This is a genomic window from Acinetobacter sp. 161(2023) (genome assembly GCF_037027805.1).
Lineage (GTDB): Bacteria > Pseudomonadota > Gammaproteobacteria > Pseudomonadales > Moraxellaceae > Acinetobacter.
Window position 1 is genome coordinate 132,167 of the sequence record NZ_JAZEYD010000011.1, and the last position, 23,105, is coordinate 155,271.

Here is a 23,105-nt window from a genome sequence, read left to right on the forward strand (position 1 = left end):
TTTATTCAGTTACCAAAGAAATCAAATATTGACCATAATCATTCTTACTCATGCTTTGGCCGATTTCTAACACTTGAGCTTTCGTCAACCAACCATTATGAAGTGCAATTTCTTCAAGACACGCCACTTTATAACCTTGACGTTTTTCAATGGTTTCAACAAACTGTGCTGCTTCAAGCAAGCTTGCATGTGTGCCTGTATCTAACCAAGCAAAACCGCGTCCAAGTAACTCAACATTGAGATCACCACGGTCTAGATACATCTGGTTCACTGTCGTAATCTCAAGTTCACCACGGTCTGAAGGTTTTACTTGTTTTGCAATTTTCACTACATCATTATCGTAAAAATAAAGTCCTGTAACTGCAAAATTCGATTTTGGTTGTTTTGGCTTTTCTTCTAATGATACTGCTCGTTTTTGCTCATCAAACTCAACAACACCAAAACGTTCAGGATCTTTGACTTGATAACCAAATACAGTTGCACCCTTTTGACGTGTCACGGCTTGACGTAGCATTGGTGTAAAACCTTGACCATAGAAAATATTATCGCCAAGTACTAAACAGACATTACTTTCGCCAATAAACTCTTCACCAATAATAAATGCTTGAGCTAAACCATCCGGACTTGGTTGAATCGCATAACTCAATTCAACACCGAACTGTGAACCATCACCCAGCAATCGTTTAAAACCATCTATATCGTCTGGCGTACTGATAATGAGAACTTCACGAATACCAGCCAACATCAATACAGACAAAGGATAGTAAACCATTGGTTTATCGTAAATTGGTAACAGTTGTTTTGAAACGCCTTTTGTGATCGGATACAACCGTGTCCCAGAACCACCTGCTAAAATTATACCTTTTGTACTCATTATGCACTTACACCTAATCTTTCTCTTTGGTAACTGCCATCTTGTACTCGACGGCACCACTCTAAATTATTTAAATACCATTCAACAGTCTTTCTAATACCTGTTTCAAATGTTTCCTCAGGCTTCCAGCCCAAATCTTTTGCAATTTTTGAGGCATCAATTGCATAACGTAAATCATGTCCTGGACGATCTTTTACGAAAGTGATTAATGTCTCATAAGGTTGATGATTATTTTGTGGTTTTAATTCATCTAAAATTTTACAAATTGTTTTCACAACTTCTATATTTTGTTTTTCATTATGACCACCAATATTATAAGTTTCCCCAACTCTCCCTTCAGTCACAACTTTATAGAGAGCTTTAGCATGATCTTCGACATACAACCAATCACGAATCTGATCACCTTTACCATAAATCGGTAAAGCCTTACCATCCAGTGCATTTAAGATCACTAATGGAATGAGCTTTTCTGGAAAGTGATATGGGCCGTAATTGTTTGAACAATTCGTCACTACAGTTGGTAAACCATATGTTCTATGCCAAGCACGCACCAAATGATCAGAGCTAGCTTTACTTGCGGAATACGGCGAACTTGGTGCATAAGGTGTTGTTTCAATGAATAAATCTATTGTACCTTCTAAATCACCATAAACCTCATCTGTTGAAATATGATGAAATTTAAAAGAGGCTTTCTTCTCTTCATTTAATTGTAACCAGTACTTACGTGCAACCTCTAATAACGTATAAGTTCCAACAATATTTGTTGTGATAAACTCAGCAGGGCCATCGATAGAACGGTCTACATGTGACTCAGCTGCCAAATGCATAACAGTATCAGGTTTAAAATCTTTAAAAATTTCTGTTAAACGTTCACTGTCACAAATATCAACTTGTTGAAATTGATATCGTGGATCGGTATCAATTTCAGACAATGATTCTAAATTGCCTGCATATGTTAATTTATCTATATTTAATACTTCATCTTGAGTATTTTTTATAATATTTCTGATGACAGCAGAACCAATAAAACCTGCACCGCCTGTGACTAAAATTTTCATAAAATTCCTATGCTAGTAACTAGTAATTTTTACAGTCGAATATCACTTTGTTCTTTATCTAAAACATATTTTAAATCATATAAAACATGTTTTTCTTTGCCTAGTGCAATGAGCTGTTGACTCGACATTGCTTTAAACTGATCATGGGCAACAGCGATAACTATTGCATCATAATGATCTTGCTTTAATTCCGTAACTGGAGCTAAACCATACTCGCCTTCAACTTCGGCACTATCTACCCAAGGATCGTAAATATCAAGATCTAAATCGTATTCCTTTAGTGCTTTCACCATATCTACAATTTTGGTGTTACGGATATCAGGGCAGTTTTCTTTAAAACTCAAACCTAAAATTAATATACGAGCGCCGACAACTTGTATGCGCTGTTTTACCATTTCTTTGATCAATTGGGTTGCAACATATTCACCCATGCGATCATTTAAACGACGAGCTGCCAAAATAATTTCTGGATGTAAACCAATTGACTCTGCTTTATGCGTTAAATAGTACGGATCAACACCAATACAATGACCACCTACCAAACCTGGCCTAAAGTTTAGAAAGTTCCATTTGGTACCTGCTGCTTTAAGCACATCTTCAGTATCAATACCCATTTTATTAAAAATAAGAGCCAATTCATTAATTAATGCAATATTGACATCTCTTTGTGTATTTTCAATGACTTTAGCAGCTTCAGCGACTTTAATACTTGGTGCTTTATGTGTACCGGCCTCAATAATTAATCTATAAACTTGATCAACATAATCAGCAATATCAGGAGTAGAACCTGATGTAATTTTTAAAATATTAGTGACACGTCGTTGTTTATCGCCAGGATTAATACGTTCAGGACTATACCCCACAAAGAAATCTTGATTGAATTTTAAACCCGAATGTTTTTCTAATTCAGGTATACATACTTCTTCTGTCGCACCTGGATAAACTGTTGACTCATACACAACGATATCGCCTTTTTTTAATACTGTGGCAATGCTTCGAGATGCTTTTATAAGAGGAGTCAAATCTGGCTGTTTAAAGTCATCGATTGGTGTAGGTACTGTAACAATAAAGAAATTTGCTTTTTGTAAGTGTTCGATATTTGCTGTATACGATAACTGCTGTACGTGTTTCAGCTCATCTGAGGAAACTTCTAAAGTATGATCATGTCCACTTTGCAACTCTAATACACGCTTCTTATCTATATCAAATCCAATTGTAGATTTATGTTTACCAAATTCAACAGCTAAAGGTAATCCAACGTACCCTAAGCCGATAATTGCTATTTTTAGTTGTTCGATTTGAAACATATATAAAACCTAACCATTTAATTTTAAATGGGGAAACATCATGGATACGACCTACTACGATAATATAGCAGACTTTAAACAAAATTTTCTCGAAATATACAATCTCTGCCCAGCAAATAAAGTATGATTTGGGTTAATTATAGACTACAATCCAATGTCTTCATGCAAAGTATCATTGGATTACAAACAATAAAGGGTTTGAATGTGAAGCATCAAAGCACATTATTATTTTTAGCCATTTCACTTTCGTTTACAGGATGTGCAGTCACTTCAGGCTTACAAACTTACGACTTACCTGAACAAGGTACTTTTAAAACAGGACAAGGAGCGGAAGTTTCTGTCGTACAACTCACCCAAACCAATATTCCAGAAATCAGTTCTGAGTCTTTGCGTCCGCAAGGAAATATAAGTGCTTTGTTTAACACTCCTTTTTATCAATACCACTTAAGCGCAGGGGATGTACTATCTATTCAGCTTTGGGCATATCCTGAAATTACTCCCCCTATTCAAGGTTCTTCTACTGATATTAAAGCATTTGGTTATCCAATTGACTCTACAGGAAATGTTCAATTACCACTTGTAGGACAAGTTCATATTGCAGGAAAAACTCTTGCTGAGACCAATAAATATTTACGAAGTCAATTTGCAAAGTATTTAAAAACACCTGATGTCGTGGTTCGTGTGCTTTCATACCAAGCTAAACGCTATTTTGTTAATGGTCAGGTCATGAAAAGTGGGCAATATACTTTAGATGATCAGCCGATTAGTATTTATACAGCCCTAAGTATGGCGGGAGGTGTAAATCAAGAATCCGGCGACAATACAGATATTCAACTCATTCGAAATGGTGAAGTTTATAACTTAAATGTCGTTGCACTTGAGAAACAAGGATATTCTCTACACAAATTGTTAGTACAACCCAATGACACGATCTATGTAAATACTAAACAGAATCAAAAACTCTATGTTATGGGTGAGTCTAATAAAAGCTCAGCAATTCCATTACGAGATCAAGGGATGACTTTAAGTGATGTATTGGGGGAAAGTGAAGGTGTTAACCCATACTCGGCAAGTGCCGCTCGTATTTATGTCATGCGTACAGATTTACAAACAAGAAAATCAACAATTTATCAGCTTAACTTGAGCAGTATTGGTAACCTTGCATTGTCCAATCAATTTCAAATGCAAAAAAATGATATTGTTTATATTGATGCAACTGGTCTAACTCGTTGGCAACGTATTATGAACCAAATTGTACCATTCTCTAGTGCACTTTATACCTTTGATCAATTGGGTAAAAACTAGCATGCAGCTACAAAATATTTTAATGGTTTGTGTAGGTAATATTTGCCGCAGCCCAATGGCTGAGTACTTTTTAAAGGCTCAACATCCTACATTAAATATCTCCTCGGCTGGTATTTCGGCTCTAGTAGGCCATGCAGCAGATGATAAAGCTATTCATTGTATGGATCAGTTGAATATCGATATGCGTTCCCATGTTGCTCGTCAGATTAATGCCGAGTTAATTAAACAAAATGATTTAATTTTGGTGATGAGCAATAATCAACAAAAGCATATTGAACAAACTTGGCCCTTTGCTAAGGGAAAAATTTTTAGGCTTGGGCATTGGCAAGGACAAAATGTACCTGATCCTTATCAACACGACCAAGCTTTTTTTGATCAGACTTGCCGCAACATTCAAAGCTATGTGCAAGATTGGCGCACTCAATTATAATTGTATATTAGTTGTAAATTTATGAACCAAAACTCTAAAACTAACGAAGATAGCATCGATTTAAAAGAGTTATTCTTTTCATTGATTGCACAGTGGAAAATCATAGCATGTTGCATGGTCTTAAGTTTAATTTGTGCCTTGCTATATTTACGGATAACTCCTGATACTTACTCTGTAGATGCAATGGTACAAGTTGAAGACAGTAAAGGTGCTGCCTCTGCTGCTCTACTTGGGGATCTTTCTAAAGTCAGTGGAGGTCTATCTCAAAAATCACCAGCTGATCCAGAGATAGAAATTCTTCGTTCTAGAATGGTTTTAGGGCAGGTCATCCAGAATCTTAACCTTGATATTAAAATCAAAGATAATCAATCTAGTTTAATTGGTAAACTTGTCTCACAAGACCAAAGTAAACTAGAGTATCGTCACGATGCTGTAATTTACGCTAACCAAAACAATAATTTAATAGTTAAACAGCTCAGTGTACCTGAATATTATTTAGATAAACCTTTAAAATTAGAGTTTAAAGATGCAAATCAATTTACTTTAACTTATAAAGATCAAGTTGTATTTAATGGTTTACTAAATAAGAAAAATGTACTAAATACACAAAAAGGGTTATGGCAAGTTCAGGTTAATACACATAGTAATCTGAAAGATCACAGTTATACTTTAACTAAGCTCGCTCTACTAACGGCCGTAAATCAATTTAATGCAATTTATACTGTTGCTGAAAAAGGTAAGATGACGGGTGTTATTGGTTTAAGCTATTTAGGTCAAGATCCAGAGCATATCACCCAAGTGCTCAATAATGTTTTAAATGTTTATCATAAACAAAATATTGAGCGAAAGTCTCTAGAATCCAAACAGACTTTAGCTTTTCTTGAAAAACAGTTACCAGATCTTAGAAAACAGTTAGAAGATTCCGAAATCAAATTTAATCAGTTTCGTGAAAAGTATAAAACAGTCGATGTAAATGCTGAATCTGAACTGTTACTTAAACAAAATATTGATCTAGAAAAGCTTAAGATTGAGTTACAACAGAAGCAAGCAGAACTTTCAGCAAAATATACCAATGATCATCCATTAATCCGTCAAATCGATGCTCAAATTACAGAGATTAATAAAAAGATTGCTGATCTCAACAATCGTTTAACTCAACTTCCTGAAACACAACGTTTATATTTACAGCTCTATCGTGATGTGAAGGTCAACACAGAGTTATATACGTCGTTACTTAACTCTTATCAACAGCTGAAAATTGCTAATGCAGGTGAAATTGGCAATGTCCGTATCATTGATACCGCTATAGAACCTGTCAAACCGATTAAACCTAAAAAGCTGATAGTTTTAATTATTTCTTTAATTTTCGGTGGGTTGATTGGTGGATTAATTGCATTACTACGTAATGTGATGCGTAGCGGAGTTAATGATTCTACTCAAATTGAAAATGAATTAGATCTTCCAGTTTATGCAACCGTACCTCGCTCTCCTATTCAAGAGACTCGTATGAGTATTTTGAAGAAGAAAAAAAGTATTCCTATTTTAGCAGTTAAAAGTAGCGATGATATTGCGATTGAAAGTTTGCGTAGTATTCGTACTGCCATTCACTTCGCGTTAACCTCAGCAAAAAATAATATTATTATGATTGCGGGTCCATCCCCAGAAGTTGGTAAATCGTTTATTTCGACTAACCTAGCAACTATTTTTGCCCAAGGTAATAAACGAGTATTATTGATTGATGCTGATATGCGTCGCGGTTATATGCATAAATATTTTGATGTTGATGTCAAACCTGGTCTTTCTGAACTACTAAGTGGCCAAGCTAACTTGACACAAGTTTTACATAAAACTCAAGTTGCGAATCTTGACGTGATTACTCGCGGTAAAAGCCCAACCAATCCTTCAGAAATGCTGAGCTCTACACAGTTCAAAGACTTACTAGAGAAGTTCCAGACTCAATATGACCATATCATTATTGATACTCCACCAGTGCTTGCAGTCACTGATGGTATTATTATTTCTCAGTACACGGGTGTGAACTTAATTGTTGCCCGTTATGCTAAGTCACATATGAAAGAACTTGAATTAACCGTTAACCGTTTTGAACAAGCTGGTGTTAAGGTTAATGGCTTTATCCTTAATGATATCCAACGTTCTAGTGGTGGTGGCTACGGCTATAACTATGCTTACGCATATAAAGCACAAAAAGAAGATTAAGCATAAAGTGATTAAAAAACCGGATCAAATGATCCGGTTTTTTATTTGATTTTTAAGTTTAGCCACATTAAAACTAATTAAAATATATAAAAAACCACTCGTTTTTTTTCTTAAACATTCTATGCTTAAGCATGCTAAGATCAAAAGCAGCCTTTTAGACTCAAATGATTATTTTTGGAACCTTTTATGAGTAAAGCCTTACCCATTGCTGTCGCTGTAGTTTTAGGCGGTGCTGCACTTGTACCAGTATATTATGCAAGCCAACATCCGACCACAGAAGTCGGAAGTAAGGCAAATAAAAATGCCTCTCCAATTGAAAAAATTAGTTATGTACTTGGATATGAAGTTGCTCAGCAAACTCCACCTGAGTTAGATACCAAAGCGTTTGTGAAAGGAATTCATGATGCTCGTAGCAAACAGCCAAGTGCTTATACTCAAGAAGAGTTAAAAGTTGCTGTAAACGCTTATGAAAAAGAGTTACAGCAAAAAATGCAGCAACAGAATAAGCCAGAACAAGCCACTGGTACTACTCCCGAGTCTGCCGATGCTCAATTCCTAGCAGAAAATAAAACAAAAGCTGGAGTAAAAACGACAGCATCTGGCTTGCAATATATCATTACTAAAGAAGGTACTGGCAAACAGCCAACAGCTCAATCAGTTGTTAAAGTACATTATGAAGGTCGTTTAATTAACGGTCAGGTTTTTGATAGTTCTTATAAACGCGGTCAACCAGTTGAGTTCCCTCTTAATCAAGTAATTCCAGGTTGGACTGAAGGGCTTCAATTGATGAAAGAAGGCGGTAAAGCAACGTTCTTTATTCCATCAAACCTTGCCTATGGTCCTCAGGAAGTTCCTGGTATTCCAGCAAACAGTACACTGATTTTTGATGTAGAACTCATTTCAGTGAAATAAAAACATTCAGGAGAGTAGAACACTACTCTCCTTTTTTTTGGAAAACAGCATGAAAAAAATCGGTTTAATTATTGCAACATCAACAATGAGTTTATCTGTTTTTGCTGCCCCCCCTATAACAAATAAAAGTCCAGCAAAAGAACAATTTAGTTATAGTTACGGCTATTTAATGGGTCGAAATAATACTGATGCATTAACAGATTTAAATCTTGATATCTTTTATCAAGGTCTTCAAGAAGGCGCACAGAAAAAATCTGCCAGCTTGACAGACGAGGAAATGGCGAAAGCAATTAATGAGTATAAAAAAACTTTAGAAGCTAAACAGTTAGTTGAGTTTCAAAAATTAGGACAACAAAATGCTCAGGCTGGCGCTGCATTTCTTGCAGAAAACGCTAAAAAATCGGGTGTGATTACGACCAAATCTGGTCTTCAATACCAAGTATTAAAAGAAGGTAATGGTCAAAAACCGAAAGCTACATCTCGTGTTAAAGTAAATTATGAAGGTCGTTTACTAGACGGGACCGTATTTGATAGTTCTATTGCCCGTAACCATCCAGTTGAATTCCAACTTAGCCAAGTGATTACAGGTTGGACAGAAGGTTTGCAAACCATGAAAGAAGGCGGTAAAACCCGCTTCTTTATTCCTTCAAATCTAGCTTATGGTGAAGTAGGTGCTGGTGATACTATTGGCCCAAACAATACTTTAATTTTTGATATTGAATTACTGCAAGTTTTACCAAAATAGATTCATTAGATATAAAAAAAGCGATCATTTAAGATCGCTTTTTTTATTTTTTAGTGTTTTAAATCTCTAGGGCGAAAACCGGTAATGACTAGAGCGACCAGGTAAGCAACTACACCAACGACACACAATCCAACCACTTCGGCAATTCGTAACCACTGTGAAAGTTCACCGTTATACCAATTTAATCCAAACCAAAGTGCTGCAATCATGGCAAGGTTAGCCAAACCATATTGAAGTCCTAATTTTTTCCAATGCGAATCAAATCGGAAAATATTACGTTTATGTAAATAGAAATAGAGTAGACTGGCATTTACTAAAGCCGAGCCTGAAGATGCTAATGCAAGTGCCATATGCTCTGCATGCCAATCAATCAGCTTAAAGAAACCAATAAATATAACGTTTAAAATAGCATTCGCTGCGACTGAGATTAAACCGACACGTACTGGTGTTTTGGTATCTTGCTGTGCATAGAAACCAGGTGCAAAGACTTTAATCAGCATAAATGCGATCACGCCTGCACTCATACATTGCAGTGCCAGAGCTGTCATTTGTGTATCACGCAGGTCAAACTCACCACGCTGGAATAATGCCTGAATAATCGGTGTAGAAAGCATAAATAAGGCAATACTTGCTGGTAAGCCAACTAATACAATAATTTTTGCAGCCCAGTCGATCATACCACGGAACTTTGCTTGATCTTGTTCTGCATGACGAGCAGAAAGTGAAGGTAAAATCACTGTACCAATCGCAACGCCAATTAAACCTAACGGCAACTCAGTCATACGCTCTGCACTATAGAGCCAAGATACTGAACCATCTTGCATGAAAGAGGCCCAAATCGTATTTAATAACAGGTTAATCTGGGTAACAGATACCCCAAACAATGCTGGAAGCATTAATTTTAAAATGCGTTCTACACCTTCATGTTTAAAATCAACTTTAGGTGGAATCAGTAGGTTTTTACGCCATAATTCAGGAATTTGTATAGCTAACTGTAATATTCCTGCCACTACCACTGACCAACCTAAGGCTTTGATGGGTTCAGCCATATACGGCGTAAGCCACCATGCACCTGCGATCATCGCGACATTTAGTAAAACCGGTGAAAAAGCTGGTGAAGCAAACGAACCATAACTATTTAAAATACTGCTAGCAAAAGCAGTTAGTGACATAAATAATAAATAAGGGATAGTCAGGCGGAACATGCTGACTGCTAAATCGAACTTTTCAGGATCGCTATGGAAACCCGGTGCGTACATATAAATGATCGCAGGTGCTAAAACCATAGCCACAAAAGTCAGTAAGGTCATGACCGTTAGCAAGCAGCCAAATACCCGACTAATCAAGATCTGTACTTCAGCGTGTGCTCGACCTGTTTTATATTCAGTTAAGACTGGAATAAAGGCTTGAGAAAAGGCACCTTCGGCAAACAATCGTCGAAAAAAGTTGGGAATACGAAAAGCGACGACGAAGGTATCAAAATCTTTACCCGCACCAAACACGTTGAGCAATACAACATCACGCACTAAACCTAACACTCGTGACAACATCGTCATTGCACTAACAATAAAAGTCGATCGCCACAATGCCATCGCACTCACCTACAGCTATATTCGAAAGACGCTATTGTAATGAAACTAGAAAATCTTTTCGTTGTGAAATGATGAATGAACTCAACTTTTTTTCTGAACCAACAACTGTCTAAAGTGTTGCCATTTAAAATAAGGTCCTGGATCTGTTTTTCGGCCGGGCGCAACATCTGAATGCCCTGCTATATGATTTTTAATTTCGGGATAAGCCTGACGAATAGCCTTAACCACATCAGTTAATACTTCGTATTGCACTTCGTCAAAAGGTAAATCATCACTTCCTTCAAGCTCTATACCAATTGAATAATCATTGCATTCTACTTTGGCTAAATAACTTGAACGTCCTGCGTGCCATGCCCGATCATTAAAATTAACAAACTGTAGGACTTCACCTGTTCGTAAAATTAACAGATGTGTAGAAACTTGCATGCCTTCAATGGTCTGAAAATAAGGATGCACTGACCAATCTAATTTATTTTGAAAAAACTGCTCAATATATCCACCTCCGAATTGAGACGGTGGCAAGCTAATATTATGAACGACGATCATTTGAATTTCAGTACCAGTCGGCCGCTGGTTAAAATTTGGAGAAGGGATTTGTCTCGCCCCTTTTAATTGTCCATCTATAACTTCATACGGTGTGATTTGCTTCATTGAGATGCCAATAAATTGCTTGCCAATTGATTTAGTTTAAAGCAGTTATCTACTTTTCAAAGCAGTAAATGCGATTGTTTATCGCGATTAATCTCACAAAACAGCTTATTTTTAAAGTCGACGGTGCTAATATATCGCAAGTTTTAGGGTCATCTACAAAATGGAAACCGTATGAGCATACCTCAGTCTTTGCTTGAACAATCAATTCAAATCAATATTCAACAAGCATTACAAGAAGATATTGGGGACGGTGACATTACCGCTATGCTCACACCTGAAGATGAGCAGGCAACCGCAACCATTATTAGCCGTGAAGATATGGTTTTAGCTGGCCAGCCTTGGGTAAATGCACTCATCTCAGCTTATGACAATACTGTACAGGTAACTTGGTTAAAACAAGAAGGTGACCGTGTTGCTGCAAATGAAGCCTTTTTAAAACTTGCAGGTTCTGCACGTAGCTTACTTACTGTAGAACGCCCTGCTTTAAACTTTATTCAAACTTTGTCTGCTGTTGCAACAAAAACTGCTGAATATGTTCAACATCTTGAAGGTTTAAATACAAAACTTCTCGATACGCGTAAAACCTTACCAGGCTTACGTATTGCACAGAAATATGCTGTGGCTATTGGTGGCGGACAGAACCATCGTCTCGGTTTATTTGATGCATTCTTAATTAAAGAAAATCATATTATGGCGGCGGGTGGTATTGCTCAGGCAATTGAAAAAGCGCATGAAATTGCACCGGGTAAACCTGTTGAAGTCGAAGTTGAAACTTGGGATGAGCTAAATCAAGCGCTTGAAGCTGGTGCAGACATTGTTATGCTCGACAACTTCAGTCAACAGCAAATGATTGATGCTGTAAAACATGTTGCAGGCCGTTGTAAACTCGAAGCATCAGGCAATATCACCATTGAAAATTTGCGCGAAGTTGCCACTACTGGTGTTGACTACATTTCTATGGGTGTACTGACTAAAGACGTTAGAGCTGTTGATTTATCAATGCGTTTTAATGCTTAAATAGAGTCCACATCGTTATTCGTATTTTTTTGCGACTTGGTCATGTCTGCTGCTTGTGTTTTTTGCCATGCTGACTGAGTCGCTTGTGCCCCACTATCACGTGGGTCAGCAGCCATTAAAACAAATGTAACTACTGCTAATAATACAATGAAACCTTGTAGCATAAATTTTCCCCATTACTTTAAAAAAAACAGGGTTTCAAGGTAAAAGATAAATATGACGAGGCTTAGGAGATTCTGTTACAAAAGGTAAGTCTTTATTTTTATTATTCATCTATACAACAAGATATTACCTCTCTTCACTTATATTTCCCAACATTAGATTGTGCGAGATGTCATCTACAACCTGAGCAAGACAAAGCGATTATAGCTTTGTCGCAGCGCAAGAACGTTATTAAGCCTGTCATTGCCCTTCGGTACGTAATAAAGATTAATTAATCTTTATTACGTACCTTACTTTGGGCGAAACCAAAGTAACAAATTAGCTACTTCCACTGGATGAATAAACGATAAGACTCCGTCGTGATAGCTAATTTAAAATAATTATCAATCTAAGACTTCAGCTTAATCATTCATCTATTACAGCAACTTAAGACTCTAAATAACCCATATACGGGTCAGAAATTGAATCTTCTTGAGTTTCTATACGACCTGCAAAGCGGCGGCTAAACGTAGCATCATCAGCTAAAGTGACAATGAAATCATACCAACCACCAAATTCGGACATATCCCAAACCAGCTCTTTTTCGGAACTATTCGTTTCTATATTCCATGTCTTGTTTGCAAGATAAGCATTTGCTTTGACAGTGAGCTTGACTGACTTATTACCATCATGACGAACTTTCAAATACAAATTTGCATCACACTCTTCAACACACACCCTAATTTCTGGCAATGCTTGAGTCTGGTTCGTTTGGCTCAAATCTCCCTTAAACGCACGGTGGAAACCATTTGGTCCAAGTACCCACAAGTCATATTGACCAGTTGGAGCATTCCATACATCATCAAGCTGTTTACCCATCTCAACCATATAACGACGAGGAGCTACCGTAAGATCTAATCGGTTATACACATGAAAAACGGCTGCTTGTTTGCCTGTGTTTGAGAACATCAGTTTTACAGTCTTTTGTGCTGCATCGACTTTGGCACTGGTATGCAAAATATAAGGTAAAGCACGCGATGGTCTAATTCCCATTTCCTGCTGAGGAAATTGTTGCTGGCTCGGAACAGGAACTTGTGGCAATAAAGCTTGAGCGACACGAATCGCATCGGCTTCAGCTTTTGTTTTCTTTCCATCTAATTGGGCTATAGGCATGAGGTTTGGTGTTTTGAAGTTAAAAGCCGTCGTTAAGTCACCACATACGGCACGGCGGTATGGACTAATATTTGGCTCTTGCACGCCAAAGCGTTTTTCTAAGAACTGTAAAATAGACGTATGGTCGAACACTTGAGAATTTACCCATCCTCCACGACTCCATGGTGAAATCACATACATAGGGACACGCACACCCGGCCCATACACTCGACCATCTGATTTAGGCTGAGATTTTGAGGTTGCTACTGCTGGATGATTAAAATATTCATAAGATATCTGCTGATCACTTAAAGTCGTTTTTCCATATACAACACCGTTTATATCTTTAGACGGCGCACTCGGTGAAGGAACATGGTCGAAGAAACCATCATTCTCATCAAAGTTCACTAATAAAACGGTTTGGCTCCACAATTCAGGATTTTCAGTTAATGCATTTAATACTTCTTGCATATACCAAGCGCCTTGTACAGGGCTAGATGGCCCAGGATGTTCACTATAGGTCGCAGGAGCAACTAACCAACTCACTTGCGGCAATTTACCTTGCGCAATATCACTTTTAAAAGTTCCTAAAAAACCACCGTCTGGCATGGTATTGGCAATACCTTTATAAAGTGGTTGATTCGCATCGATCTTTTCATCGTATGGTGGGCATGTCAGTGTGTCGTTACTGACAGGTTGACCAGATTGCTCATTTGCACGGCGATATTGTTTAAAGCCCGCAAGCGGGTTATCTGTAAAGTTATCTGGCATATTTTGATAAACTTTCCATGTCACGCCAGCCTGCTGTAAGCGTTCAGGATAAGTCGTCCATTCATAACCTTCTGTTGATGGCCCAATCCCATCAAACTCATTTACGACACTAGCCACACCTGCACCTGTAGGACCATTGGTTCCTGTCCAGATAAATTTACGGTTAGGGTTAGTACCTGCATGCATCGCACAGTGATAAGCATCACAAATCGTAAAAGCATTGGCTAAAGCAAACTGATATTCGACTTCCTGTTTTTTGTAGTAGCCCATCGACTGCGGTTTTTTATAAGCCACCCAATCACTCATACGACCACTGTCCCAAGCTGCTTGACCATCGGACCATGAATGGGGAGTCCCTGAAACACGCTGTGCATTTCCTAAACGGCTATCTAGATGGTAAGGCAATACTTTATTTTTCTTGGCATCATATTGCTCCCACACTTTCCGGTCTTCCGTCATTGGAATGGTAAAACGATCACCAAAACCACGTACACCTTTTAGTGTTCCGAAATAATTATCGAATGAGCGGTTTTCCTGAGTCAAAATCACGATGTGCTTAACATCTTGAATAGTCCCATTTGCAACCTTGGCATCAATAGCCAGCGCTTTTTGAATACTCAGCGGGAAACTCGCCAAAGCAGCTGTTCCAAACATGGTTTTTGTAGAATTTAAAAGAAATTCGCGACGATTCATTTTTTCATCCTTAATTTTTATTATGGTGCACAGTGCATTTTGCAATTACTGGTTGGCGGTGTTGTTGGCGATGAATTATCTGAGTTGTTATCATCGTTACAAGCACTGAGCATAAGTGCTAAAGACGTAATTAATAGAAGTGAAAGTTTTCGCATTGGTTTTTTCCAAACGGTTTAAATGCGAACTACTAATAAAGTGTAAAAGTGACAGGCAAGTGATGTTTTTATGTCGATTTGATGAAGGCATAAAAAAACGCATCCGAAGATGCGTTTTTTTAGAAAGCGTAAAATTACCAGCCTAAAGCTTCTTGTTGCTTTTTAATCAGCTCGGCAATTCCCTTTTCAGCCATTTCTAACATGTCATTGCTTTGTACACGAGTAAATGGTTTATCTTCAGCTGTACCTTGAATTTCAATAAATTCGCCAGCTTGTGTCATCACCACGTTTAAGTCAGTTTGACAGTTCGAATCTTCTTCATAGCAAAGATCAAGTAATACTTCGTCTTGATAAATACCAACAGAAATTGCTGCCACTAAACTTTTTAGTGGATCTTGTTTAATTTTTTTGTTGCTGAGCAATACATTCATCGCATCGACCAAAGCAACAGCTGCACCAGTGATGGCTGCTGTGCGTGTCCCGCCATCGGCTTGAATTACATCACAGTCAACTGTAATCGTGTTCTCACCCAATTTTTTCAAATCCACCATGGCACGTAAGCTACGACCAATCAGACGTTGGATTTCCTGTGTACGGCCCGACTGTTTACCACGTGCTGCTTCACGGTCACTACGGGTATGGGTTGAACGCGGTAACATGCCATATTCAGCAGTAACCCAGCCCTGTCCTTTTCCTTTTAAAAACCGTGGAACTGAATTATCAATACTTGCAGTACACAATACTTTGGTATGACCAAACTCAACCAGAACTGAACCTTCTGCGTAACGGGTATAGTTACGTGTGATTTTTACTTCACGTAACTGGTCTAATGCTCTTTGGTCAATACGCATAATGATTCCTTAAAACAATGGCACAAATATAATTGCACCGTAGTATATCTCAATTACACGTACTTTCCCTTTTACTTATTGGTAAAGAGCATCGCTTGATGACTCAAACAATGCTCTATCTTTATTAAGCAGCTTTGCCAAACATGCCTTTCACCGCCTCAACAAAGGTCTGCTTGGTCGCCACCAAACGATCAACCACATTATCAGGCAAAGAGTGAACAGCCAAACGTTTATACACACTCAAAATTTGAGCTCCAAAGGGTGCGGTATTGTACTGTTGCCCGAACTCTGCACAGACTTCACGTACTTTAGGTGCCATCTCTTGATAGCGGTTGGCAGGTACATCAGGAAACAAGTGATGTTCGATTTGATGGCTCAAGTTGCCACTCAAGAAATGCATAATCTTACCGCCAGTAAAGTTTGCTGAACCACGAATCTGGCGCAAGTACCACTCTGCTTTAGTTTCATTATCAATATTGTCAGTGATAATTTCAGAATCTTCTGTGAAATGACCACAATAAATCACGGTCGATGCCCAGTAGTTACGGATCAAGTTCGCAAAAAAGTTACCAGCCAATACTGGCAAGAACATTGGTCCTGCAATTAGTGGGAACAGCACATAATCTTTACCAAACTGACGGACCATTTTTTTACGTAGATTTTTAGATTCTACATATACTTCTTTCCAAGTTTTGGTGCCATCAAACAACACTTTTTCCATTTCTAGACGTTGTAAAGCCAGTAGCCATTCAAAACCCGTTGACAATACGAAACCCATTGGCACGTTGAATAAAAAACGGGTTTCCCACTTTTGCTCACGGCTCATGCGCATCACACCATAACCGCTAATATCATGATCCATGCCAAACACATTGGTATAGGTATGATGCTTATAGTTATGGGTATATTTCCAGTCTTCACCTGTACACACCGTATCCCAATCATAGGTTGCACCGTTAAGCGTTGGGTCATTTAACCAGTCAAACTGACCATGCATCACATTATGACCAAGTTCCATGTTTTCAACGATTTTAGATACGCCCAGCATAGCCGTACCCAACAACCATACTGGTGGAATCCAACCACCAAACATCAACATGCCACGTGATGCAATTTCGGTGTAGCGTACAAAATTACGTACTTTGTAAATATATTTTGAATCTTTTTCACCGAGATCTTTCATCACTTCAAGACGAATTTCTTCAATACGGCGACCAAACGCTTCTGTTTGCTCTGGAGTTAAATGTGCCGATTTTGATGTTGCTTTAAGTTCTACTGCCATATTCATAAGGGTATCCTCAAATCTCTTTTATGTTTGTTTTTATAGATCAATCGTGACTGGGCTAAGGGCTTGGTTCACGCATAACTTAATTGCACGATTTGGTTGATCGTCAATTTCACCTGTTAAGATATTCTGGGTGACACCACTGACTTTGGTACACGTACATTGGTTACATACACCCATACGACAACCATGCTGTGGACGTAAGCCAGCTTGCTCTGCACTGCTTAATAACGTTGTCGTGGCAAGAAAGTTTTGTTGCGAACGACGGAATATGATTGGTTGTGCTTCATTAGACTGTTCGATTTGAACAGGCATGAAAAACTCTTGGTGAAGCTGCGACTGAGCACTTTGCTGCGCATAAATTTCATTTGCCTGTTGCATCATGCCATGGTGTCCACACACATAGGTTGCAGTCTGTGCGTAATCAGGAACCAACTTTTGCAATAGGTCTTCAGTTAAATGCTGCTTTTGCTCAACGGTATTAAAAAAATGATATTGAAGTTCTGGATGCTTTTCTGCCAAAGCTTTTAATTCAGCATGAAAAATTTCAGCACGATTAAAATAAATGACATGAATCTGTTCAAGCTGTTGTTTCAAAGCTTGCTGCAAAAGTGAATAAATTGCAGTAATGCCACTACCCGACGCAATTAAAATCGCAGGTCGCAGGTCTTGGTGCAAAGTAAAATCACCTTGTGGCTGTGAAATCTCAATGCACTCTCCAACATGCAATCGTTGAGCTGCGCTAGACACCAAGCCTTGTACTTTAATCCCTAAAGAGATTTCACCTTGAGGAGTTACTTCAATAATTGAATAACTACGCTGTTGGTAAACTCCATCAATAAGTAGCGTTAATAAAATACTTTGCCCAGCACGTACCTGATCGACCTTAAAATTGCGATTCGGTTTAAGCTTGATCAGCACCATATCGGTATGTAGAGACTGAACTGCGATAACTTCTGCAAGTACGCGTTTCCAAGCCCAAGTCACGTTAATTTTCTGCAAAACAAAATCAACAAAATCTTCTCGGACCAAATGTGGCTGATAACTAAGTGTTGCGTTCATACGTTCCTCTTTTGTATCTGGCTATTTATTTGAGTGAACACATGTTCGTATAGTGAACATATGTACACTATATTTATAACTGTTCACTCAGTCAACACTTGTTCACTATTTTTTTTATGAAAGTTTGCTCTTTTTTGTTAGACTCTGGCTCACGGTTTAAATAGGCTCTTTTAATGTCGATACGGGATGAACGAAAACAGCAAAGTCGTCAGGCACTCCTCGATGCAGCCTTGCTTCTAAGCACGTCTGGGCGTTCGTTCAGTAGTATTAGTTTGCGTGAAGTTGCACGTGAAGTTGGTTTGGTACCGACAGCGTTCTATCGTCATTTTCAAGACATGGATGAACTCGGTAAGGAATTGGTTGACCAAGTTGCCCTACATTTAAAAAGTGTTTTACATCAATTAGGTCAAAGTTATTTACAACATAAATCGACCAAAACTCAGACCAGCATTGAGCTATTTGTTCAGGCGGTAAATCATAGCCCTAAGCAGTGGCAATTTATGATTTCCGAGCGTTGGGGCGGTTCAGAAACGGTTCGTACAGCCATTGCTAGAGAAATCGAATTTCTAATTGAAGATTTAACAACAGATCTCACCAAACTCGAAAATTTTAAACATATTCAACAACCTCAAGACTTAAATGTCCTATCCACTATTTTGACCAACATGTCATTTACATGGGCAATGACGTGGCTCAACCTATCAAAACAATATCAAGGTGAACAGCTCAAGCTGCAACAAACTGCCTTTATTGAAAATGCTTCTACACAAGTTCGCTTACTGTTTAGAGGGATTGCAAACTGGGAACGGTAGAAGCGGCAAATGACAAAAAACAGGTTATGTGGTAATACGTAAAGAGAGAAAGAAAAAGGCTAAAAATTTCGAGAAAAGTCTTTTTCTTTTTACAGGAAGTAAATTATTAGTTAGGCCAAACTGGTGTGGGAATACCTATGAATCTTGATCGTCATACACAGTTTTTGATGCGCAAAGAAAAAATTCTGAACGTAGCAGAAAAGTTGTTACTAGAAAACAATCAGGAAATTACTCTAGATGAGTTAGTGGCCGAGCTAGATATTGCTAAAGGCACACTTTATAAGCATTTTAGAAGCAAAAATGAGCTTCTACTTGAGCTCATTATTCAAAATGAAAAGCAAATTTTAGAAATTTCTAAAAAATATAATACAGATTTCAAAGAGTATGCCCCTCATTACATGCTTCACCATTTGCTTACGCCAGGAAAAACCATTTTATTGCATCAACTTGAAGAAAATCTGACAATGACAGAGTCTAAGTTGAAGCATCTTTTCGAAGAGCTTTATGAAATCCGCCAACAGCGTATTTTAGCAATTAAAGATATTACAGAAAATTATTTAAAATCATTAAATTATGACATGTCGATTCGTGACTATTTGTCTTACATCTGGTCACTGACTTACGGTGCATCATTGCTTTTAAATTCTACGTATTACCAGCGTTCTATTGGTTCTCGCCAAAAATTAATTAATTTATATATTAATCAGGCGTTATCGCTGCCAACTCAATCTGTTAATTTTGATGTTTTAAATTTTCAAATTGAAGATGAAAACTCAAAAAAATAATTGAAATATTTCGTGATCATTAACAAAAAATTAAACATCGATATAAATTTAATTAAATAAAAATGGGCTTCATTTGAAGCCCATTTTGAAGTAAAGCCTAAACAACTTATTTTGCTTTACGTTCTTTCTCAATTAAATAATTAAGAACTTGAGTAACTTTACCATCTTCACCCTGCACAACATATTTACCATTAACGACAACCGCAGGAACACCTGTTAATTGGTACTGTTGAGCAAGTTTATTTGACTCGGCAACTTTTGCAGTCACAGCAAATGAGTTGTAAGTACTATTAAATTTCTGTTCAGGCACGCCATAACGAGTAAAGAACTTCGCAGCAGAAGCCTGATCAAAAATTTGCTGACCATTCACCTGAATCGCATGGAACAATGGTAAATGCGTGCGTTTACGTACACCTAATGCCTCAGATGTATAATAAGTACGTGCGCCTTGTTCCCATACTTTGTTCATAGCAGCCGGTGTACGTACGAAACGTATATCACTTGGAGCTTGTTTTAACCATGTTTGCATATGCGGTTCAAGTTTAAAACAGTGTGGACATCCATACCAAAAGAACTCTCGAACTTCGATTTTCCCCGGAACTTCCACTTTGCTTGGATTGGCAATCACGGTGTAGTCTTTACCAGCAACAAAATCTGCTGCCATTGCACTACCCGATACGGCCATAATTGCTGCACTTAAACCACCCAAAACCAATTTTTTCATTGCTACAGCTTTTCCTCTAAGTTGTTATGCATTAGCTTATGCCCTAAATATAAAACAAATATGCTAAATTCGTTTTGCTTCTGTGAAGTTTTTTATTGGGTTTATCGCTTTTTTCCCAATAATCGCTACACTAACGGCGAACTATATCCAAAAAGATAACTCAAGTTTAGAGGTAGCACCATGTCGCAATTGAATGTTGATTTACAAGAAATCGCAAAGTTTGAAGCACTTGCTGCCAAATGGTGGGATCAACATTCTGAATTTCGCCCACTTCATCAAATTAATCCACTCCGTTTAAACTGGATTGATGAACGTGTAGGTGGCCTTGCTGGTAAAAAAGTACTTGATGTCGGTTGTGGTGGCGGTATTTTGGCCGAGAGCATGGCACGCCGTGGAGCAGATGTACTGGGCATTGATATGGGTGAAGCACCGCTAGCAGTTGGCCGTTTGCATGCTCAGCAAGACAATATTCAAAATATTGAATATCGCCAAATTCCTGTAGAAGAACTAGCACAAGAACAAGCAGGCCAATACGATGTGGTAACTTGCATGGAAATGATGGAACACGTTCCAGATCCGGCATCTATTGTAAGCGCTTGTCAGGCTTTGGTTAAACCGGGCGGTCATGTGTTCTTCTCAACCATTAACCGTAACCCAAAATCTTATTTATTTGCCATTATTGGGGCAGAATACGTACTACGCATGTTGCCAAAAGGTACACATGATTATCATAAATTTATTCGACCATCTGAAATGGCTCATGACATTCGTAATGCAGGTCTTACTTTAAAAGAAATGACCGGACTGCACTACAACCCACTTACTAAGCATTACTGGTTAGCACCAAATGTTGATGTTAATTATATGGTTCACACAATAAATACAGGTGCATGATGAAAGCTGTTTTATTTGATTTAGACGGTACTCTTATCGATACGGCTGCCGACTTCATTCGTATTATTCAGCAAATGTGCCGTGATGAAAGACGTCCAATTGTTGATGCAGACCTCATTCGCACTCAGGTTTCTGAAGGTGCACGCGCAATGGTTAAATTGGTCTATCCAGAGCTGGATGTGGCTAATCCTATTTTCTTGGCGCATCGTCAAAACTTTTTAGATATTTATGGCAATAATATTGTGGTTGATACCGACCTCTTTGAGGGCATGTATCCGCTTTTAGAAGAGTTAGAAGCTCAGCAAATCCCATGGGGTATTGTGACCAATAAACCACGCGGTTTAAGTGAAGCTCTTTTAGCAAAGTTAAATCTGACCGAACGCTGCGCGGTTTTGGTGTGTCCTGAAGATGTCACTAAAACCAAGCCAGATCCAGAACCAATGTATTTGGCGGCTAAACAGTTAAATATCCCAGCAAATGACATTATTTATGTGGGTGACCATCCACGTGATATTGATGCTGGTCGCAATGCCAATATGTATACTATTTTGGCTGCATATGGCTATTTACCAATCGAACATCGTGATGATCTCGCTGCATGGCAGGCCGATTCGATTGTAAATACGGTGACAGAATTACACCATATGTTACGTCAAAAGCTTCCTGCTCTACAGGAAAATCAGCGTATGATAAGTTAACATAAGAGTTTTATAGGCTTTTTTAACAGTTGTTTGTTTTATCAATATAAAAAGAAGGAGGTTTACCAATGAAATATTCAGAATACCAACCTCGTCCGGATCTACTCAAAGATCGAATTATTTTAATCACCGGTGCTGGCGATGGAATTGGGCGAGCTGCGGCTCTGACTTATGCCCTACATGGCGCAACCGTTGTACTGCATGGTAGAACTTTAAATAAACTTGAAGTTATTTATGATGAAATTGAAAGTCTAGGTGCACCACAACCTGCAATTTTACCGCTCCAGCTTTCGAGTGCTTCCGATCGTGATTATGACTTTTTAGTGAATACACTAGAAAAGCAATTTGGACGTTTAGATGGCATTTTGCACAACGCTGGCATTTTAGGTGAACGCGTTGAACTCGCACATTATCCAGCAGAGGTATGGGATGATGTGATGTCAGTAAATTTACGTGCGCCTTTTGCCCTCACTCAAGCCTTACTCCCGCTTTTACAGAAATCAGATAACGCTTCTGTTGTATTTACTAGCTCTGGCGTAGGGCGAGAAGCACGTGCACTCTGGGGCGCTTATTCAGTATCGAAAGTAGCAATTGAAGCAGTCAGCAAGATTTTTGCAGCGGAACATACTTATCCGAATATTCGCTTTAACTGCATTAATCCAGGTGCGACTCGTACTGCAATGCGTGCGAAAGCCTACCCACAAGAAGATCCAAAAACACTACCTACACCAGAGTCTATCTTGCCTGCTTATCTCTATTTAATGGGTGATGATAGCTTGGCGCTCAATGGTCAAAGTATCGATGCACAGGATTAAAAAGTTAAAGATGAAAAGCTAAAAAAATTACAGCCGATCATCAAATCTGGCTTGCCTATACCTGAAAAGATATATACAAGCCTTTTTTATTATTGATAAAAAACTCTTGATCTATCCGTAATTTTAATTGAACCATTAAATGATCTTCACAGTTTCTCT

Annotated in this window: 23 protein-coding genes; 11 read left to right on the top strand and 12 right to left on the bottom strand. The window is 38.2% G+C overall.

Features of this window, described 5'->3' with window-relative positions:
- Position 1: 1 nt before the first annotated feature.
- Genes rfbA through tviB form a run of 3 tightly spaced genes read right to left on the bottom strand, consistent with a single transcriptional unit; the run spans position 2 to position 3,239 of the window.
- Positions 2-874, bottom strand: a complete 873-nt coding sequence (gene rfbA, locus WA249_RS12360) for a glucose-1-phosphate thymidylyltransferase RfbA (RefSeq protein WP_336169074.1) — start codon at positions 872-874, stop codon at positions 2-4.
- On the bottom strand, positions 874-1,932 hold the full coding sequence (gene rfbB / locus WA249_RS12365; protein WP_336169075.1) for a dTDP-glucose 4,6-dehydratase: 1,059 nt from the start codon (positions 1,930-1,932) through the stop codon (positions 874-876). Before rfbB ends, rfbA begins: the two co-directional genes overlap by 1 nt.
- A 29-nt stretch (positions 1,933-1,961) precedes the next feature.
- The gene (tviB, locus tag WA249_RS12370) at positions 1,962-3,239 is read right to left on the bottom strand and encodes a Vi polysaccharide biosynthesis UDP-N-acetylglucosamine C-6 dehydrogenase TviB (RefSeq protein WP_336169077.1); all 1,278 of its coding nucleotides are present in this window, start codon (positions 3,237-3,239) and stop codon (positions 1,962-1,964) included.
- A 162-nt stretch (positions 3,240-3,401) separates the two neighbouring features.
- Between tviB and WA249_RS12375 the strand changes: the two genes are divergently transcribed.
- The 5 genes from WA249_RS12375 to WA249_RS12395 all read left to right on the top strand — a co-directional run bounded on the left by WA249_RS12375 (position 3,402) and on the right by WA249_RS12395 (position 8,848).
- On the top strand, positions 3,402-4,544 hold the full coding sequence (locus tag WA249_RS12375) for a polysaccharide biosynthesis/export family protein (RefSeq protein ID WP_336169078.1): 1,143 nt from the start codon (positions 3,402-3,404) through the stop codon (positions 4,542-4,544).
- Position 4,545: 1 nt separating this feature from the next.
- Complete coding sequence (locus tag WA249_RS12380) at positions 4,546-4,974, top strand: low molecular weight protein-tyrosine-phosphatase (protein ID WP_336169080.1); 429 nt, start codon at positions 4,546-4,548, stop codon at positions 4,972-4,974.
- 21 nt (positions 4,975-4,995) lie between these two features.
- The gene (locus WA249_RS12385; RefSeq protein ID WP_336169082.1) at positions 4,996-7,191 is read left to right on the top strand and encodes a polysaccharide biosynthesis tyrosine autokinase; all 2,196 of its coding nucleotides are present in this window, start codon (positions 4,996-4,998) and stop codon (positions 7,189-7,191) included.
- 186 nt (positions 7,192-7,377) lie between these two features.
- A complete protein-coding gene (locus tag WA249_RS12390) occupies positions 7,378-8,103 on the top strand; it encodes an FKBP-type peptidyl-prolyl cis-trans isomerase (RefSeq protein ID WP_336169084.1) in 726 nt (241 codons plus the stop codon).
- Between the two features lie 49 nt (positions 8,104-8,152).
- The gene (locus WA249_RS12395) at positions 8,153-8,848 is read left to right on the top strand and encodes an FKBP-type peptidyl-prolyl cis-trans isomerase (RefSeq protein WP_336169085.1); all 696 of its coding nucleotides are present in this window, start codon (positions 8,153-8,155) and stop codon (positions 8,846-8,848) included.
- Positions 8,849-8,898: 50 nt separating this feature from the next.
- Here the strand turns inward: WA249_RS12395 and murJ are convergent, their stop codons facing one another.
- Positions 8,899-10,449 (bottom strand): murein biosynthesis integral membrane protein MurJ, encoded by a 1,551-nt coding sequence (murJ, locus tag WA249_RS12400; protein WP_336169087.1) that lies wholly within the window; start codon positions 10,447-10,449, stop codon positions 8,899-8,901.
- A gap of 72 nt (positions 10,450-10,521) precedes the next feature.
- Positions 10,522-11,091: a 1,6-anhydro-N-acetylmuramyl-L-alanine amidase AmpD gene (gene ampD / locus WA249_RS12405; RefSeq protein ID WP_336169089.1), complete on the bottom strand. Its 570-nt coding sequence runs from the start codon at positions 11,089-11,091 to the stop codon at positions 10,522-10,524.
- Positions 11,092-11,262: 171 nt separating this feature from the next.
- Here ampD and nadC point away from each other — a divergent pair, with 171 nt between their 5' ends.
- Positions 11,263-12,108: a carboxylating nicotinate-nucleotide diphosphorylase gene (gene nadC / locus WA249_RS12410; protein ID WP_267531685.1), complete on the top strand. Its 846-nt coding sequence runs from the start codon at positions 11,263-11,265 to the stop codon at positions 12,106-12,108.
- Here the strand turns inward: nadC and WA249_RS12415 are convergent.
- From WA249_RS12415 to WA249_RS12440, 6 genes are all read right to left on the bottom strand, one after another.
- Complete coding sequence (locus tag WA249_RS12415; RefSeq protein WP_336169094.1) at positions 12,105-12,272, bottom strand: ABZJ_00068 family colistin stress protein; 168 nt, start codon at positions 12,270-12,272, stop codon at positions 12,105-12,107. The genes nadC and WA249_RS12415 overlap by 4 nt on opposite strands.
- Before the next feature lie 424 nt (positions 12,273-12,696).
- Entirely contained in the window at positions 12,697-14,865 is a 2,169-nt protein-coding gene (locus WA249_RS12420; protein ID WP_336169096.1) for a phosphocholine-specific phospholipase C, read from the bottom strand.
- Between the two features lie 20 nt (positions 14,866-14,885).
- Positions 14,886-15,020 (bottom strand): hypothetical protein, encoded by a 135-nt coding sequence (locus tag WA249_RS12425; protein WP_336169097.1) that lies wholly within the window; start codon positions 15,018-15,020, stop codon positions 14,886-14,888.
- Positions 15,021-15,154: 134 nt separating this feature from the next.
- Positions 15,155-15,871, bottom strand: coding sequence for a ribonuclease PH (gene rph, locus WA249_RS12430; protein ID WP_336169100.1), 717 nt, complete (start codon positions 15,869-15,871; stop codon positions 15,155-15,157).
- A 124-nt stretch (positions 15,872-15,995) separates the two neighbouring features.
- Positions 15,996-17,159, bottom strand: coding sequence for a fatty acid desaturase family protein (locus tag WA249_RS12435; RefSeq protein WP_336169102.1), 1,164 nt, complete (start codon positions 17,157-17,159; stop codon positions 15,996-15,998).
- Between the two features lie 33 nt (positions 17,160-17,192).
- Positions 17,193-18,218 carry a ferredoxin reductase gene (locus WA249_RS12440; RefSeq protein ID WP_336169104.1) on the bottom strand — a complete coding sequence of 342 codons (1,026 nt, stop codon included), beginning with the start codon at positions 18,216-18,218 and terminating at the stop codon, positions 17,193-17,195.
- 173 nt (positions 18,219-18,391) lie between these two features.
- Here WA249_RS12440 and WA249_RS12445 point away from each other — a divergent pair, with 173 nt between their 5' ends.
- Both WA249_RS12445 and WA249_RS12450 read left to right on the top strand, forming a co-directional pair.
- On the top strand, positions 18,392-19,030 hold the full coding sequence (locus WA249_RS12445) for a TetR family transcriptional regulator (RefSeq protein ID WP_336169106.1): 639 nt from the start codon (positions 18,392-18,394) through the stop codon (positions 19,028-19,030).
- Positions 19,031-19,167: 137 nt separating this feature from the next.
- Complete coding sequence (locus WA249_RS12450; RefSeq protein WP_336169108.1) at positions 19,168-19,815, top strand: TetR/AcrR family transcriptional regulator; 648 nt, start codon at positions 19,168-19,170, stop codon at positions 19,813-19,815.
- Positions 19,816-19,921: 106 nt separating this feature from the next.
- Here WA249_RS12450 and WA249_RS12455 read toward each other — a convergent pair whose 3' ends face one another.
- Positions 19,922-20,539 carry a thiol:disulfide interchange protein DsbA/DsbL gene (locus WA249_RS12455; RefSeq protein ID WP_336169110.1) on the bottom strand — a complete coding sequence of 206 codons (618 nt, stop codon included), beginning with the start codon at positions 20,537-20,539 and terminating at the stop codon, positions 19,922-19,924.
- 180 nt (positions 20,540-20,719) lie between these two features.
- On the opposite strand from WA249_RS12455, the gene ubiG reads away from it, so the two are divergent.
- The 3 genes from ubiG to WA249_RS12470 all read left to right on the top strand — a co-directional run bounded on the left by ubiG (position 20,720) and on the right by WA249_RS12470 (position 22,946).
- Positions 20,720-21,433: a bifunctional 2-polyprenyl-6-hydroxyphenol methylase/3-demethylubiquinol 3-O-methyltransferase UbiG gene (gene ubiG, locus WA249_RS12460; protein ID WP_336169111.1), complete on the top strand. Its 714-nt coding sequence runs from the start codon at positions 20,720-20,722 to the stop codon at positions 21,431-21,433.
- On the top strand, positions 21,430-22,131 hold the full coding sequence (locus WA249_RS12465; RefSeq protein ID WP_336169113.1) for an HAD family hydrolase: 702 nt from the start codon (positions 21,430-21,432) through the stop codon (positions 22,129-22,131). The genes ubiG and WA249_RS12465 overlap by 4 nt, the downstream gene beginning before the upstream one ends.
- 68 nt (positions 22,132-22,199) lie before the next feature.
- The gene (locus tag WA249_RS12470; protein WP_336169115.1) at positions 22,200-22,946 is read left to right on the top strand and encodes a YciK family oxidoreductase; all 747 of its coding nucleotides are present in this window, start codon (positions 22,200-22,202) and stop codon (positions 22,944-22,946) included.
- The last annotated feature ends 159 nt before the right edge of the window (positions 22,947-23,105 follow it).

Coding starts and splice junctions, on each gene's coding strand:
- rfbA (WP_336169074.1), bottom strand. CDS start 874: ATGAGTACAAAAGGTATAATTTTAGCAGGTGGTTCTGGGACACGGTTG.
- rfbB (WP_336169075.1), bottom strand. CDS start 1,932: ATGAAAATTTTAGTCACAGGCGGTGCAGGTTTTATTGGTTCTGCTGTC.
- tviB (WP_336169077.1), bottom strand. CDS start 3,239: ATGTTTCAAATCGAACAACTAAAAATAGCAATTATCGGCTTAGGGTAC.
- WA249_RS12375 (WP_336169078.1), top strand. CDS start 3,402: ATGCAAAGTATCATTGGATTACAAACAATAAAGGGTTTGAATGTGAAG.
- WA249_RS12380 (WP_336169080.1), top strand. CDS start 4,546: ATGCAGCTACAAAATATTTTAATGGTTTGTGTAGGTAATATTTGCCGC.
- WA249_RS12385 (WP_336169082.1), top strand. CDS start 4,996: ATGAACCAAAACTCTAAAACTAACGAAGATAGCATCGATTTAAAAGAG.
- WA249_RS12390 (WP_336169084.1), top strand. CDS start 7,378: ATGAGTAAAGCCTTACCCATTGCTGTCGCTGTAGTTTTAGGCGGTGCT.
- WA249_RS12395 (WP_336169085.1), top strand. CDS start 8,153: ATGAAAAAAATCGGTTTAATTATTGCAACATCAACAATGAGTTTATCT.
- ampD (WP_336169089.1), bottom strand. CDS start 11,091: ATGAAGCAAATCACACCGTATGAAGTTATAGATGGACAATTAAAAGGG.
- nadC (WP_267531685.1), top strand. CDS start 11,263: ATGAGCATACCTCAGTCTTTGCTTGAACAATCAATTCAAATCAATATT.
- WA249_RS12415 (WP_336169094.1), bottom strand. CDS start 12,272: ATGCTACAAGGTTTCATTGTATTATTAGCAGTAGTTACATTTGTTTTA.
- WA249_RS12420 (WP_336169096.1), bottom strand. CDS start 14,865: ATGAATCGTCGCGAATTTCTTTTAAATTCTACAAAAACCATGTTTGGA.
- WA249_RS12425 (WP_336169097.1), bottom strand. CDS start 15,020: ATGCGAAAACTTTCACTTCTATTAATTACGTCTTTAGCACTTATGCTC.
- rph (WP_336169100.1), bottom strand. CDS start 15,871: ATGCGTATTGACCAAAGAGCATTAGACCAGTTACGTGAAGTAAAAATC.
- WA249_RS12435 (WP_336169102.1), bottom strand. CDS start 17,159: ATGAATATGGCAGTAGAACTTAAAGCAACATCAAAATCGGCACATTTA.
- WA249_RS12440 (WP_336169104.1), bottom strand. CDS start 18,218: ATGAACGCAACACTTAGTTATCAGCCACATTTGGTCCGAGAAGATTTT.
- WA249_RS12445 (WP_336169106.1), top strand. CDS start 18,392: ATGTCGATACGGGATGAACGAAAACAGCAAAGTCGTCAGGCACTCCTC.
- WA249_RS12450 (WP_336169108.1), top strand. CDS start 19,168: ATGAATCTTGATCGTCATACACAGTTTTTGATGCGCAAAGAAAAAATT.
- WA249_RS12455 (WP_336169110.1), bottom strand. CDS start 20,539: ATGAAAAAATTGGTTTTGGGTGGTTTAAGTGCAGCAATTATGGCCGTA.
- ubiG (WP_336169111.1), top strand. CDS start 20,720: ATGTCGCAATTGAATGTTGATTTACAAGAAATCGCAAAGTTTGAAGCA.
- WA249_RS12465 (WP_336169113.1), top strand. CDS start 21,430: ATGATGAAAGCTGTTTTATTTGATTTAGACGGTACTCTTATCGATACG.
- WA249_RS12470 (WP_336169115.1), top strand. CDS start 22,200: ATGAAATATTCAGAATACCAACCTCGTCCGGATCTACTCAAAGATCGA.